Origin of the sequence: Chitinophaga flava, from assembly GCF_003308995.1 — a bacterium.
GTDB classification, from domain to species: domain Bacteria; phylum Bacteroidota; class Bacteroidia; order Chitinophagales; family Chitinophagaceae; genus Chitinophaga; species Chitinophaga flava.
Map to the genome: position 1 here is coordinate 2031212 of NZ_QFFJ01000001.1, position 14895 is coordinate 2046106.

Genomic DNA, 14895 nt, shown 5'->3' on the forward strand with positions numbered 1-14895 from the left:
TATCCATTACTTTTATACCCGGACGGAAAACTTACTTTTTGTTTGTTTGATATTTGGAATATACTTACCTTTGCCGTCCGAAACTTGAAATTTGAAAAATGGCAAATCATAAAGCAACGAAAAAAGACGTACGTCAAAGCAGAAAACGTAACGAACGTAACCGTTACTACGGCAAAACTACCCGTAATGCCATCCGTGACCTGAAAGCGATAACTGAGAAAGCGGCAGCAGAAAAAGAACTGTCTGACGTGGCATCTATGATTGACAAACTGGCTAAACGTAACGTTATCCACAAGAACAAAGCTGCAAATCTGAAAAGCAAGCTGGCTAAAAAAGTAGCTGCTTTAGCTTAATCTTTTCAGTAACAAATATTTATAGCTCTTCCTCACAAAGGAAGGGCTTTTTGTTTTTCCTGTCACTTTCATAACCTTATTTCTTCTCATGAGTAAGTTATTCACAGCCATAGCACTTATGCTGACTATGGCCGCACAAGCCCAGGACTTCACTACCCGGTTCGAAAAAACCAATGGCCGGGAAACAGCTACCTACCAGGAAGTAATCCGCTACTATCAGCAACTTTCCGCTCGGTACCCTCAACTCAAAATGACCACCATAGGTACCACTGACGCCGGATTTCCCCTTCATCTGATCACCTACTCCCCCTCCCGGGATTTCGACTTCAACAGCCTCCATAAAAAAAATAAACGCATCATACTGATTAACAATGGTATACACCCCGGCGAACCCGACGGTATCGATGCCTCCATGATGCTGCTCCGCGACCTCGCCCAGGGCAAAGCCGTTCTCCCCGATAATATCGTCCTCGCCGTCATCCCCGTCTATAATATCGGTGGCATGCTCAACCGCTCCGCCTTCTACCGGGTAGACCAAAACGGCCCCGATGCCTTCGGATCCAGAGGCAACGGCCAAAACCTGGACCTCAACCGCGACTTCATCAAAGCCGATTCCCGCAACGCCCGCACCTTCCAGCAGATATACCACCTCACAGACCCCGACGTTTTTATCGACAACCACGTCAGTAATGGCGCCGACTATCAACATATCATCACCCTACTGTCTACCCAGTACAATAAACTTGGTGGCCCCATGGGCGATTTCCTCCACAATACCTTCGAACCAGGCCTCTACCAGCTCATGAAAACCAAAGGTTATGACCTCGTTCCCTATGTCAACCACTTCGACGAAACACCCGACAGCGGCTGGGTCGAATTCTCCGACCTGCCCCGCTACTCCTCCGGATATACTACCCTCTTCCATACCTTCGGCTTTGTTCCGGAAACTCATATGCTCAAACCTTATCCACAAAGGGTTAAGGCCACCTACGCTCTGATGCAGTCATTTATTCAGTTCACCAGCGAACACAGCGCCACTATCAAACAACTGCGCGACCAGGCCAAACAAACGACCATCTCTCAAAAAAGTTTCCCGCTTTCCTGGAAGTTCGACATGAACAAATACAGCCTCATCACTTTTAAAGGCTTCACCTCCGGACACAAACCCAGCGATATCTCCGGGCTGCCCCGCCTCTACTACGACCGCAGCAAGCCCTATGAAAAACAGGTAAAGTTCTATAACTACGCCAACGCGGAAAATTATGTGGATAAACCCAAAGCCTACATCATCCCCCAGGGATGGTGGGCAGTCATCGATCTGCTGAAAAATAATAAAGTCAATATGCAACGCCTGCAAAAGGATACCACCATCTATGTGGAAGTATACCATATCGCAGACTTCAAAACCTATCCAAAACCATTCGAAAAACATTACCTGCATACCGACATCAAAGTCTCCAGCAGCCGCGATTCCATCCACTTCCGCAGCGGTGATTACTATATTCCCATGAATCAAACGGCCAACCGCTTCCTCATGGAAACACTGGAACCAACCGCCGGCGACTCCTACTTCGCATGGAACTTCTTTGACGCTATACTCGGACAAAAAGAAGGTTATTCATCTTATGTTTTTGAAGATACCGGTGCCGAATACCTGAAAACTCATCCTGAACTGCAAACCTTGCTGAACAATAAAAAAGCCGCAGATACCGCTTTCGCTAACAACGCCAGCGCACAACTGAGCTTTATTTATAAAAACTCCCCCTACGCAGAACCAGAATACATGCGGTATCCGGTGTATAGAATTTTATAAAAATCCGGATTGGTCAGACAGTGTCTGACCAATTCACGATATAAAAAAACCGTTATTTAAATTGGTCAGCCAATTTAAATAACGGTTTTTAGCAATATAAATTTGTTATGTTAAACCCTTTCCAGCACGATCATCGCGTGCTGTTCTCCATAAAAATGATTATAGAGTAAAATGCGGTTGATAGTAGCCGGTACCTTTTCCAGTGAAGGAAACCACTGGGCAGGAACCTGCTGTGAACGCAGGATATTTGCGCCCAGCCACATACCGAAAGCGCCGGCTGTATCATATTCTCCGCAGAGATGTTTGAATGGCAGCTGCGGAATATTCAGGCGGTCGGCTTGCTGATAATAGTGTTCATAACGGTTGTCTCCGTTTCTGCCAGTTAATATCAAATCAGCACCTTCCGCAAAAGTAGCCAGGGTATCGGCCAGCTTTTCATCGGTAGGTTTATAGAGCAGCTTAAGACCTGTTACTGCTGCGTATTGGTTGTCTGCTGGCGCGGCTGTCAGGGAGAAGAAAACAGCCCCCTCTCCGGCAATACTGCCGGGGGACAGTTGTTCATACAGGCTGCGACTATCAGTGGGCGCCTGTTTCCAGAAACCTATCCGGCTTTTGATATAAAAATGTTCAGCAGTCATTTCTTCAAAAGCGCCGGTGAGGGTATTGGAAGCTCCTTCTGCCAGCAACATCATACTGTCGAGCAATGCGGTTTCAAAAGAAAAACCACGATGCACAAAGGTGTTGTTATAGGCTGTAGCATTGAGCTGCAACGCTACCAGGCCATTGACAGAGTTGTAAGTAGACTGGATAAAAGGGGTGGGATTGAGCGCTGTTTCCTTATACTGCTCTATCTCGCGGATAAATTTTTCGGTATCCTGAAGACTGCCTTTACCGGTGCCTGTTACAATAGGTCCTACGGTATCCAGTCCGCTGTCGCGCACACATTGCAGAGCGGTGGTAAGTCCCATCTTCAGCACACGTGTCATCCGACGCAGGCTGTTGCCCGGGATAAACGGCTTGTAATCAGGTTCAATACAGGGAAGCAGGTTACTGTCTGTATGCACCAGCGGCGCCGAAAAAATATCCCCGTTAAAAGTCTGTTGCGGGGAAATGGCCGCCATTCCTTGTATGTAACACTTAACCTTCATATTTGCTGATCACCAGGGAAGCGTTGTTGCCTCCGAAGCCGAATGAATTTGAAATAACATTATTAACAGAAGCGTCTTCTATCAGCCGCGTTACCGGAGTGATATTAAGTTCTTCCATTTTTTCCGAGAAGTTGAGATTCGGGAATATCAACCCGTTTTGTATGGCCAGTACCGCGAAGATAGCTTCAATAGCACCTGCTGCTGCCAGCGTATGCCCGGTAAAGGGTTTGGTGGAGCTGAACAGTGGCACCTTGCTGCCAAACAGCCGCTCCAGCGCTTTTCCTTCCGACACGTCGTTGTTAAGCGTGGCGGTGCCATGCACATTGATATAATCTACTGCATCTGCTGATCTGCCACTCATAGCCAGCGCCGCTTTCATCGCTTCATAAGCTCCGTCGCCGTCCGGAGAGGGAGAGGTAGGATGAAATGCTTCGTTGGTATTGCAATAGCCGGTCAGTTCCGCCAGTATTCTGCTGTTGTTGGCCCTGGCAAAAGATTCTCCTTCCAATACAAGATAGGCAGCGCCTTCGCCCAGGTTAAGCCCCGTGCGCTGCTGGTCAAAAGGCCGGCAGAACTGCTTATCTACGTTTTTCAACGAGTTGAACCCGTTTAAGGTAAAGCGGGTGAGCGCTTCTGTGCCACCACATATCACCCTGGGCAGCATGCCCTGTTTGATCATGCGGGCGCCAAACATCAATGCGTTCGCAGAGGAGGAACAGGCAGTACTGATGGTGGCAATATACTCACAAAAACCTACGGCATCGGCTATACGTTGGGTACAGTCGGCACAGTCCAGCGTATCAATGTATTGTAGAAAAGTCCCGTCTTTTTCGGGGTTGATGATATCAAAGTATACCTTTTCGGTGTCGCACATACCGCCTACGGTGCTGGCATTGATAAAACCTGTAGGGGCAGATTGTACATCGCTGATACCTGCCTGCTGCAATGCTTCCTTCATGGCCGCCATTCCCAGCAGGGTGGTACGGGTCAATCCTTTACAGGGCGTTGTACCGGCAAGTGTTGCCAGCGATTCGTTGGTATGTTTTACTTCCGCTACCGGCAGCACTTGCCTGTAAATGGTATCAATATAACTGGTAAAACCCAGTCCACTGCGTTGTTGCCGCAATTGCTCCAGGTTTTCAGCTACATTATCACCTATGGCGGTGATCATTCCCATCCCTGTTATAAACACTCTTTCCGCCATATCAGCTGTTTACTTAGGCCCGCTGCCTGGATTGGATAAATTCAGCCATAGACTGCACAGACTGCAGGATTTTACGTCCTTCGCGAGGATCTTCTACTTTAATCTGGTATTGTCTTTCCAGCAATACCATCAGCTCGAGGGAGTCAATACTGTCGAGACCAAGCCCTTCACCAAATAAAGGGGCGTTATCTTCGATATCTTCCGGTTTAGTATCCTGCAGATTTAATGCTTCAATGATCTGCGCTTTGAGTTTACTTTTTAATTCTTCCATAATGTTGTAGGTTTATCACCTGCTGTACCCAACAGGAGATGGCCCATGTGGGGAGTAAAAATACTATTGTTTTGAAAATATTTATTAGTTCATTCTTCGTTTTTCCACATATCCGGCTATAGCCAGCATCACCAATCCGGTGAACACCAGCAGTATTACGTTTTTCCACACATACCCAATACCACCGTTACGAAGGTAAATATCGTTGATAGCATCCAGTCCCCAGCTGAGCGGCGACAGATGTCCCAGGGCCTGCATATTGCCCGGCATCACTTCCAGCGGTATCCATATTCCGCCGATGGCAGACAGGATTACAATAGAGATGGCGCCGAAGTTGAGGGCCTGGTTCGGTGTTTTGAAAAGTGTGCCGATCAGTATACCATAACAGGTGGCTGCCAGCCCTATGCCGGCGGCTACCAGCAAAGTGGCGCCCTGCGCATGTCCCATCACCAGTCTGGGCAGGCCCAGCAATGGCATCAGATAGATACCTACCAGCATCATCAGATAAAACTGCAGTATACAAATGCCTATAAAAAAAGTCATTTTTCCGGCCAGGATAGATAAATAGGAACCTGGTATCAGCTTCATCCTTAAAAGACTACCATCTTCCCTTTCCCGGATCATATTGCCAGCTATCGGAATAACGATAAAAAACATGGCAAAAATGCTCCAGGCCGGTACGTTATGTTGTACGGAATTAGACACTACATCCAGCTGTTTGCCTGTGCCGGTGGCCCGTTCTTTCAAACCTACGGCCTGCAGGCGGATAGGCAGTGTGTCTTCCGGTGTAGCCTGCACATCTTTGTTATGCAGCTGTTGTTTGATCCGGTCCAGCAGCATATCTGTTTCCACCTGGGTCAGGAAGTTGTCCAATGCCTGGTGGATAGCGCCTTTAAAAGCTTTTTTGGCAGCAGGGTCGAAATAAATGACCACGTTGAGTGAGTCGGCACCTTTTTTTACCGGCAGAGAAACGCTCATGCCCATCCGTTTGGTGATATCGTTTACGATGCGGTTGGCATTACTCACTATCGCTCCGGTAGCTCCGGCCGGTACTACAATGCTGATTTTAAAGTGGCCGCTGTTGACCAGTTCTCTTGCCTGTTCTGCCGTCACGGCTTTTCCATCCAATGAATCGATGACGTTGAACTGGCCGCCGGATGCCAGCCCTTCCCGGATATATTTCCCCAGGCGTCCGTGATCATTATCTACTGTCAGTATATCAAACTTTACATCCTGATAGTCTTTGAAGGGCGCGTCCTGTATTAATGCCATCACGGTGATCAGCACCAGCGGCATCACAAACAGGAGCGTAAGTCCCATTTTATCGCGCAACAACAGCTGCCATTCTTTTCTTATGGTAGCCAGTAATCTAAGCATAGCTTTTCTGTCTTTTTATTAATCCCGCAAGGCATGCCCGGTACAATGCAAAAACACATCTTCCAGGTTGCGGCAATCCGGTGTCGCTGCTATCAATGAAGCAGGTTCTCCGTGAAGTATCATTTTGCCTTCGTCCATAATCACCACCTCGTGGCAGAGCGATTGTGCCTCTTCCAACAGGTGTGAAGTGTAGAGGATACTGGCGCCCCGTTCGTTGTAGCTCCGCAAAAATTCCAGGATCATGCTGCGCGACTGTACGTCCACTCCTGCGGTAGGTTCGTCCAGTATCAGCAAATCAGGCTCATGCAGGATGGCAGCAATGATATTGGCTCTGCGTTTCATCCCGCCTGAATATTTATATATTTCCTTATGGGCACTTTTTTCGAGGCCAAAAACCTCCAGATGCTGCATAATCTTTTTCTGCAGCGACTGACCTTTATAACCGTAGAGGTTACCAAAGTATGTCAGGTTTTCCACCGCAGAAAGCTGTGGGAACAATGCTATCTGCTGTGGTACAATACCAATGATCCTTTTGATTTGTTCGCGGTGGGCATCATCCTGTGGCAAGCCATGGATCATTACCTCACCACCATCGGCTTTTACCAGTCCGCACAAAATAGAGATCGTAGTGGTTTTGCCGGCACCATTGGGGCCCAGCAGCCCGCCTATCTTCTTTTCAGGAAAGGCAAACGAAAGCCCTTTCAGCGTTGGTTCTGCTGCTGCCGCGTATGTTTTGGTTAATTCTTTTACTGATATGCTGGCCATTTCACACAATTAAAATCTCACCTGCGCCAGTTTCCTGAAAAACGTTTCTTCTGCTGCCGCACATTGTAACAACATTTCACTCAGCTCACGGTAAGAAACGTTATCAGCGGATCTGCTCTTACATACCCTTCCGGCTGAAAAAGCAAAGTTACGCCAAAGGTCACCCACCTTCGTAAGCTCCCCTGCCAGCAGGCTCAGCTCTTGTTTGTTGAGCAATGTAGCCGCCTCCTGCAGAAAAGCCGCATATACGAAACGGAAACCGGCACCACCGGTACCAATTTCCTCCTGCATCCGGATAACATTACCCAGATAAAGGCCGGCTTTGCGCTCGCCTGCTTTTTCAGGGTAATCCTTTACCCGCTTGGCCAGGAAACGAATACCCTTCACACCAAACATCGGGAAAGGTATCTTCAGCATATAATGACAGGTTTGTTCTATCCCTTCTTTGATCGGTTTTTCGAAAGAAGCTTTATCGGGGACATGTACAGGGTAGTACATTTTTCCCTTAGGGGCAGGGAATCCTTTAGCAAAGCGGGCCTGAGCCAGACTTACAGGATCAATTTCCGTTACGGTATCCATCACCGGATCACTTACCAGGTACTGACCTTCCCGTTTGCCATATACCACCAGGTTGTGGGCATTGAAGTGAAAACGATAGGAAGGAGGAAAGTAAGGCAGATAATAAACACTGGAAAGCAGTCCTACCGGCGTTCCAGTGTCAATTACCTTGTCCAGTGCGGCCATCCCCTTTTCTGGTGTAGAGAATTTAGCCAATTCCATTTTTACGCCCAGGCGCTTGCATACCCGCTGAAAGATAGCTCCCGGCCAGATACGGTAAGTGGTACCAGGCACTCCGTTTACTTTCACAAAAGGAAGGTGGCCAAAAAAGAGACCGGCGCCGATGCCAAAGGCCATCGGCTCACTGATCTGTAAACCGTAGTGCCCCAACAGGTTGGAGATAACGCCACTTTCACAGTGTGCAGTCTGCCTATGACGGAATTGATGGTTGTTCATAATTGTTGGATGTTCACAGAAAATCGCAAAGTTGCAATACAGCAAAGAGTGTCCAATATGTTTCCTTTGCTGCTTTGCAACTTTGCGACTTCTGTGATAATATTATTTTATATGCAGTAAATCTTCTTTACTGATCTTAAATGCATCTGCGTAACGTTGCAGCATCGTGTCGCTGAGGCGCCGGAACACGGCCGGTTTCATATGCCTTTTCACCTGCCACTGGAACTTCCCAACGTAATTGGCCAGCAGGGCCAGGTCCATCAGGCATTTCTCCATGTAATAAGCGACAGGGCTGATTTCACCGGATTGTACCAGCACTTTGGCGGCTGCTACTTTTTCGTTTACTTCATCCCAGGCCTGTGACAGGGCGATGTTTTCCGGTTCCCATCCTGCACTTTGCACCTGTACATAACTACCGGAGTTATCTACCGCATACATAATCTGTTTGAATGTGCCTTCATGGAGGTTATCGCCATCCTGTGGCACTTCGTCTTTTTTCATGAGTGCAGTGTTTTAGAAGTTATCCTTATACAACGGTGATTTGCGCATAAGCATAGGAGAACCGGGCACTTTCTGGTACCATCATGATCACCTTCTGTCCTTTTTTGAAACGACCGGTGTTCATCAGTTCTTCCAGCATCAGGTAAGGAGAAGCCGTACCTACGTTACCTACATTCGCCAGGTTGGTAAACCATTTCTCCAGCGGAATATGAACGCCGAGGCGAGTGATTTCCTCATCAATCTTTAACCGGAAAAATTCGGAAGATAAGTGTGGCAGGAAGAAATCGACCTCATCCAGGTTGATGTTGTGACGTTCTACCAGTTCTTTCCACATCTGTGCGCCGGAAGGCACTATATTTTTGCCGAGAAGGCGGGTATCTTGTTTGAAGGAGAAAACGCTGTGTTGTGCCCATTCTTCCGGTGTCATATCGATCCAGCCTTTGGTGCTGCCATCGGTATTTTTGATCGCGCCGGCATACATGCAGGTTTCCAGATCGTTGGCGTAAGACAGGATCTCTACCCAGTCTACACGCAGTGACAGGCCTTCTTCATTAGGCTTGTCCTGGAACAGGGCCGCACTGGCACCATCAGACAGCATCCAGCGAAGGAAGTCTTTTTCGAAAGCGATGATTGGATTCTCGTCCAGGCTCTTCAGGTTTTCTGCTTCAGGCTGGAACTTCTGTGCCAGCATCCAGGCAGAAAATTTCTCAGAACCGGTACTTACAGCATTGGAGGTGTTACCACAACGGATAGACATCCACGCATATTTAAATGCCTGCATACCCGCGGCACAAGCGCCGGTGGCAGCAATCAGTTCTACCGGCTGGCATTTCAGCAGACCGTGTACCATAGCAGCGTGGTTAGGCAGCAGCTGGTCCGGAGAGGTAGTACCACAGGCGAGCAATTGTAAATTGCTGATAGGATATTTTTCATCAAACAATGCATTCACCGCTGTTGCGGTCATCTCTGCGTTGGAATGGGTGGAGTTGCCTTCTTTGTCCAGAGAATAATAGCGGGTTTTGATTTTGTTGTTGCCCAAAATCTTTAACCGTGCACGGGAAGCTTTTCCGTCTACCATTCCGAGGATGCTCTCCATTTCATCATTTTCAACAGGCTTGTTGGGTAAAAATTTAGATAGCCTGGTAATATAAACTTCCTTCATTTGAAAATAATTCGTCTTTTAAGGCTGCATGCAATACCCATAGTGACGAGCGCTTAGTGCCAGCCTTCCTGCGGTTATAAACATGTTTTGATTTATATACATTTTAAGAGGACGTAAATATAGAATTCTAATCCGAATTACAATTATCACGCCACTACTCATTTTCCTGCAAAGCTAGCGGTTATACGGTAAATCATGAAGTTAGCGTAAACGGATACCTTTATAGTATTCCACCTCCTGTTCCAGCTCATTCCGTTTGAGATTGAGTTTGATCAGGGAAGATATCAGCGTAATGGGGGTTAATACAAAGATTCCTGCCAGCAGCAGCAATCTGTACATCATTACCCTTCCCTGACGGGCAGCGGCTCCTGGTCCTCCTTTAGCACTGATGAATTTCGCCCAGAAGCGGAAAGCGCTGATACCATTGTTTTCCAGCAGTACGAGATTGGGCAACAATTCTACCGCATCCAGCGACATCAGCTGTGGATGCAGCTCTTCCCATTTTTTATTGTCTAATGCCTGGGAAATAGGTGCTGCGAAACGCTTGGAAGTGAGGATCTCATTTTCCTGTACACCCGCCGGTGGCAGAAAGCGGGTTGCTTCTTTTTTTCCTTTGAAAGCCCAGCGAAGAACGGTGATCAGTGAAATCAGGTTGGGTGACTTGTCTACCAGCACTATATTACCTACCAGTTTGGCCCCTGCCTTATGCAGGTATCCTTTCACCTTTTCCTGGGCGTTGAGCCACATGTTACGGCTACCCAGCAGGGTGATTACCGGCTTGCCTTTCAACAGGCGTGCGGCAGCTTCACTTTGCAGGAAAGCGGCGGTAGGCTGGGAAGGAGACAGAAACCAGGGCTGATATGCGAGTAATACCAGGTCGAAATGTGCATTCACATCCACTTCTAATGGCCTGATACCACGCGGCGTTCCCTGTACAGTTTCCGGCATTGTATCGTAAAACTGTTGTTTGCCCCATGGAAAAGGAAACGGTGTTACCGGAACCAATTCTTCGTATGTAATGTCTACACTGTCTGCCAGTGGTCCCAACACATGATCAATGATCCTTTTTAATTGGCCTGTCTGAGTATAGTATACCACCAGGACCTTCGGTCTTTCGTTCATAAAAGGAATAGGAGTTCAACAATTCAAACTGTAAACATACAAAAAAGGAGTTATTATTTATGTCATTTAATGATAATTTGACAGTATGCATTCAGGAGACATGGGGAGTGAGTAGGTGCTAAAGCTGGCTTGTGCCCCAGCCAGATACTGCCTCAGCCGGCTTGTGATGCTGCGGCAGTATCTGGACCAAAGGACTTTAGATTTTTTTCAAAACCAATGTAAATAACTGCAAAAGCGTCTTTAATATGATAATTGAAATGTTAAAAATTTGCAAATTTTAATTTTCTAGATTTTCCGCACGGAGCCGGAACCCGCCACAGAACTGGATACAGAAGGATTACCCTTGTATTTCACATCACCTGAACCAGCAATCTTTGCATCCAATTTCATACTGGCGTGCACATTAGCATCACCGCTGCCGGCTATACTGATTTTAGCTTCTTCAGACAACAGACCATCGCCTACATAATCACCGCTGCCGGCAATGGAAATATTCACGGTACGGGTTTCACCTTCCAGGTACATATTGCCGGAACCAGCAATGGAAGCCTTTACTGCAGGCGCATTAATGGTCCCTTTCAGGTTACCTGAGCCGGACAGGCTGAGCCTCATGTCCTCTTTACTGTTAAACTTGTCCATCAGCTTCATATCGCCGGAACCAGCCAGTGCGATGTCGTCTACTTCCGGAGTGGTCAGGTATACGTTTACCCCTTTCCGTGTGCTGATATTCACATTATTGCGGAAACGTACTTTTAGCCTTCCTCCTTCATCAATCAGCTCCACCAGCGGGGTGATATTATCTTCTGCTTCTATGACCGCATTTTTTTCCGGCCCCTGAGCCAGGTATACGTTCATACTACCTTCTACTTTGATTTTGTGAAACGAGGCCACCTTTCTTTCTTCTTTGATAACATTTCCACTCCCTTTTACATGTTGGCCGATCACATTACAGGCGCTCAGAAAAGTCGTGATGGACACAACGAGTGCCATACAGGACAGCGTAATTTTGGTTTGCATAAGTTTAGATTATAAAAAGAAAGATACAATTAGATTTCCTATTTTCTATTTTCGGGAATCCGAAATTGAAGGAAGGGCTTTATCTTTGCACGACCATGACAGAAAAGATACTTATCCTCGATTTCGGTTCCCAATATACACAGCTGATCGCGCGCAGCATCCGGGAACTGAATGTTTATTGCGAAATCAAACCTTGTCTCCAGCCCATCGCCTGGGACGATTCCATCAAAGGCGTTATCCTGTCCGGCAGCCCTTTCTCTGTAAATGATGAGAAAGCTCCTACCCTGGATATCGCTGCCATTGCTGCGAAAGTACCGGTACTGGGCATCTGCTACGGCGCCCAGCTGATGGCTAAAAACTTCGGTGGTGAAGTAGCCAAAAGCAATATCCGCGAATACGGCCGTGCCTTTATGGAGCACAATGACAAAGAGGAAAAATTATTATACGACGTCTCTACCCGCAGCCAGGTATGGATGAGCCACTCAGATACCATCAAACGTATCCCTGAGAACTTCCAGGTGATCGCTACCACCGAAAACATCCCGGTAGCAGCCTTCAAAAGCACCACCCTGGCCGCTAATCCTATCTTCGGTTTACAGTTCCACCCGGAAGTGACTCACTCCCTGGAAGGTAAACAGATCATCCGCAACTTCCTCGTACATATCTGCAACTGCCTGCAGGACTGGACTCCGGCTGCTTTCGTACAGGAAACTATAGAAAAAATCAAAGCACAGGTAGGCGATAAAAGAGTGGTAATGGCACTGAGCGGTGGCGTAGACTCTACCGTAGCTGCTGAACTGGTACACAAAGCCATCGGCAAAAATCTCTTCTGTATCTTCGTAGATAACGGACTGTTGCGTAAAGATGAATACGAAACAGTACTGGAGTCTTACAAACATATGGGCCTTAACGTAAAAGGTGTTAATGCAAAAGATCTCTTCTACAGCCAGCTCAACGATGTAAGCGATCCGGAGAAAAAACGCAAGATCATCGGCCGCCTCTTCATCGAGGTATTCCAGCATGAGGCTGCACAGCTGACAGACATCGCTTTCCTCGGACAAGGTACCATCTACCCTGACGTAATTGAGTCTGTATCTGTTAATGGTCCTTCCGTAACCATCAAGTCACACCACAACGTAGGCGGACTGCCAGAAAAGATGAATATGCAGCTGGTTGAGCCACTGCGTTTCCTCTTTAAAGATGAAGTACGTCGTGTAGGCCGCGAAATAGGCATTAGCGAAATCTTCCTCGGACGCCATCCTTTCCCCGGACCAGGTCTGGCTATCCGTATCCTCGGTGCTATCACCCCCGAAAAAGTGGCTATGCTCCAGGAAGCAGACGCTATCTACATCGAAGGACTGCGCGAAGCTGGTCTCTACGACAAAGTATGGCAGGCAGGCACCATCCTCCTCCCTGTACAGAGCGTAGGTGTTATGGGTGACGAACGTACTTATGAGTTCACCATAGCTTTAAGGGCCGTTACCTCCACCGATGGTATGACCGCCGACTGGGCACATCTGCCTTATGAATTCCTGGCTAAAATGTCCAACGACATCATCAACCGGGTAAAAGGTATCAACCGCGTGGTGTACGATATCAGCTCCAAACCACCTGCTACCATCGAATGGGAGTAGTTGCATACAAAGAACACGAAGTAGTATAACACTACTGATCGATATTATCGCAGAAAGGCGCAGCGGACTAATCCTCCCTGCGCCTTTCTCCTTATATCCTTCTCCTCATCTCCATAAAAAATCTTCGTTATGGAATACGCCAGTGTTCCCTTACTTGACTTTACACGGAATGATTTTTGTAAATTAGCGCCCATTATGAGCCAAATAATATCTGTAAAAAACCTGCTATCCGGGCTGGCACTGTGTCTGCTGATCTCTGCCTGTTCATCTTCCCGGAAGTCGACGAGCCGCGTTGATGGCCCGCCCCCATCACTGAGTAAACCTACACCGGAAAAGAAACCGGAACCCAAAAAAGAAGAAAAGGCCATTCCTTTCAATGTACCGGCTTTTGCCAGGGAAGTGAAAAAATCCACTTATAATATCGCCTTTTTTGCGCCATTGTACCTCGACTCCGTATTTGCCAACTCCAACGATATTCCCGGCCGCACCATGCCACGTTATGTGCTGCCAGGCCTCGAATTCTATGAAGGCGCCCAGCTGGCACTGGACAGTCTTCAACAACAAGGCTACAGCCTGAAAGTAAATGTGTACGACAGCAAAGGCCGCCAGAGCGTTGCCGCTGTCATCAACAGCAAAGCTCTTGATGCTACCGACCTCATCATCGGCGCTGTCAGCAACCCGGAACTGAAAGAACTGAGCGATTTCGCCAAAAAGAAAGAAATCAACCTCGTTTCTGCCACCTTCCCAAATGATGCCGGTATCACCGACAACCCTTTCCTGTTCATCTCCAACAGCACCCTGAAAACACACTGTGAAGCCATCCAGAACTATATCCAGGATGCCTTCTCCTCTAAAAACATTGTGCTGCTTCGCCGTAATACCGCTTTCGAAAGCCGCCTCGCCGCTGATTTCAAAGCCTCTTACGACAAAATGAACAATCCTAAAAAAACCAGGATCCGCGAAGCTATCTGGAATGATGCCACCACACCGGAAGAAATCTCCAAATATCTGCTCGCCGACAGGCCCAACATCATCATCGTGACCGCCCTCGATGAAGCCGGTGCCAAAAACCTGCTGCGAAAACTCAGCATAGCACACGCCAACTACCCCATGCAGATATTCGGCATGCCTACCTGGGACGTGTTCAAACTCAAAGAACCTGAGTTCAAAGGACTACAGGTGTTCTACTCCTCTCCTTATTTCAACGAAAAAACAGATAACTTCAGCCGTTATATTTTCGATAGTTTCCGCAGAACCTACAAAGCCCGTCCTTCCGACATGGCCTACAAAGGTTTTGATATGACCTATTACTTTGTACGCCTGTTGCACAACAACGGTGTTTATTTCAACAGCGCGGTAGCGTCATCACCAACCGTCATCACCCGCTTCGACTTCCAGCCGGTGTATGTCAAAGAAGGAGAACAAACACCTTCCTACTTTGAAAACAAAAAAATCTTCATCATCCAGAAAGGTGAAAATGCAGATGTAAAAATGAATCAATAACGATTCTACCA

14 protein-coding genes are annotated in these 14895 nt (G+C 47.5%); 4 read left to right on the plus strand and 10 right to left on the minus strand.

The window, feature by feature from the left end:
- The first annotated feature begins 98 nt into the window (after window positions 1-98).
- Both rpsT and DF182_RS08120 read left to right on the plus strand, forming a co-directional pair.
- On the plus strand, window positions 99-353 hold the full coding sequence (gene rpsT, locus DF182_RS08115) for a 30S ribosomal protein S20 (protein WP_113615143.1): 255 nt from the start codon (window positions 99-101) through the stop codon (window positions 351-353).
- Between the two features lie 88 nt (window positions 354-441).
- Window positions 442-2166 carry a M14 family metallopeptidase gene (locus DF182_RS08120; RefSeq protein ID WP_113615144.1) on the plus strand — a complete coding sequence of 575 codons (1725 nt, stop codon included), beginning with the start codon at window positions 442-444 and terminating at the stop codon, window positions 2164-2166.
- A gap of 110 nt (window positions 2167-2276) precedes the next feature.
- Here DF182_RS08120 and DF182_RS08125 read toward each other — a convergent pair whose 3' ends face one another.
- The 10 genes from DF182_RS08125 to DF182_RS08170 form a co-directional block, all read right to left on the minus strand.
- Window positions 2277-3314 carry a beta-ketoacyl synthase chain length factor gene (locus DF182_RS08125; protein ID WP_113615145.1) on the minus strand — a complete coding sequence of 346 codons (1038 nt, stop codon included), beginning with the start codon at window positions 3312-3314 and terminating at the stop codon, window positions 2277-2279.
- Window positions 3304-4518: a beta-ketoacyl-[acyl-carrier-protein] synthase family protein gene (locus tag DF182_RS08130; RefSeq protein ID WP_113615146.1), complete on the minus strand. Its 1215-nt coding sequence runs from the start codon at window positions 4516-4518 to the stop codon at window positions 3304-3306. Before DF182_RS08130 ends, DF182_RS08125 begins: the two co-directional genes overlap by 11 nt.
- A 13-nt stretch (window positions 4519-4531) precedes the next feature.
- Window positions 4532-4789, minus strand: coding sequence for a phosphopantetheine-binding protein (locus DF182_RS08135; protein WP_113615147.1), 258 nt, complete (start codon window positions 4787-4789; stop codon window positions 4532-4534).
- 84 nt (window positions 4790-4873) lie between these two features.
- Window positions 4874-6166, minus strand: a complete 1293-nt coding sequence (locus DF182_RS08140; RefSeq protein WP_113615148.1) for an ABC transporter permease — start codon at window positions 6164-6166, stop codon at window positions 4874-4876.
- Between the two features lie 18 nt (window positions 6167-6184).
- Window positions 6185-6931, minus strand: coding sequence for an ABC transporter ATP-binding protein (locus DF182_RS08145; protein ID WP_170148830.1), 747 nt, complete (start codon window positions 6929-6931; stop codon window positions 6185-6187).
- A 9-nt stretch (window positions 6932-6940) separates the two neighbouring features.
- A complete protein-coding gene (locus tag DF182_RS08150; RefSeq protein WP_113615149.1) occupies window positions 6941-7945 on the minus strand; it encodes a BtrH N-terminal domain-containing protein in 1005 nt (334 codons plus the stop codon).
- 102 nt (window positions 7946-8047) lie between these two features.
- Window positions 8048-8446, minus strand: coding sequence for a hypothetical protein (locus tag DF182_RS08155; RefSeq protein ID WP_113615150.1), 399 nt, complete (start codon window positions 8444-8446; stop codon window positions 8048-8050).
- Window positions 8447-8471: 25 nt separating this feature from the next.
- A complete protein-coding gene (locus DF182_RS08160; RefSeq protein WP_113615151.1) occupies window positions 8472-9608 on the minus strand; it encodes a beta-ketoacyl-ACP synthase III in 1137 nt (378 codons plus the stop codon).
- Between the two features lie 201 nt (window positions 9609-9809).
- Window positions 9810-10730, minus strand: coding sequence for a hypothetical protein (locus tag DF182_RS08165; RefSeq protein WP_113615152.1), 921 nt, complete (start codon window positions 10728-10730; stop codon window positions 9810-9812).
- 285 nt (window positions 10731-11015) lie between these two features.
- Window positions 11016-11747 (minus strand): head GIN domain-containing protein, encoded by a 732-nt coding sequence (locus DF182_RS08170; RefSeq protein WP_113615153.1) that lies wholly within the window; start codon window positions 11745-11747, stop codon window positions 11016-11018.
- A gap of 95 nt (window positions 11748-11842) precedes the next feature.
- Between DF182_RS08170 and guaA the strand changes: the two genes are divergently transcribed.
- Both guaA and DF182_RS08180 read left to right on the plus strand, forming a co-directional pair.
- On the plus strand, window positions 11843-13381 hold the full coding sequence (gene guaA, locus DF182_RS08175; RefSeq protein WP_113615154.1) for a glutamine-hydrolyzing GMP synthase: 1539 nt from the start codon (window positions 11843-11845) through the stop codon (window positions 13379-13381).
- Window positions 13382-13576: 195 nt separating this feature from the next.
- Entirely contained in the window at window positions 13577-14884 is a 1308-nt protein-coding gene (locus DF182_RS08180; protein ID WP_161964089.1) for an ABC transporter substrate-binding protein, read from the plus strand.
- The last annotated feature ends 11 nt before the right edge of the window (window positions 14885-14895 follow it).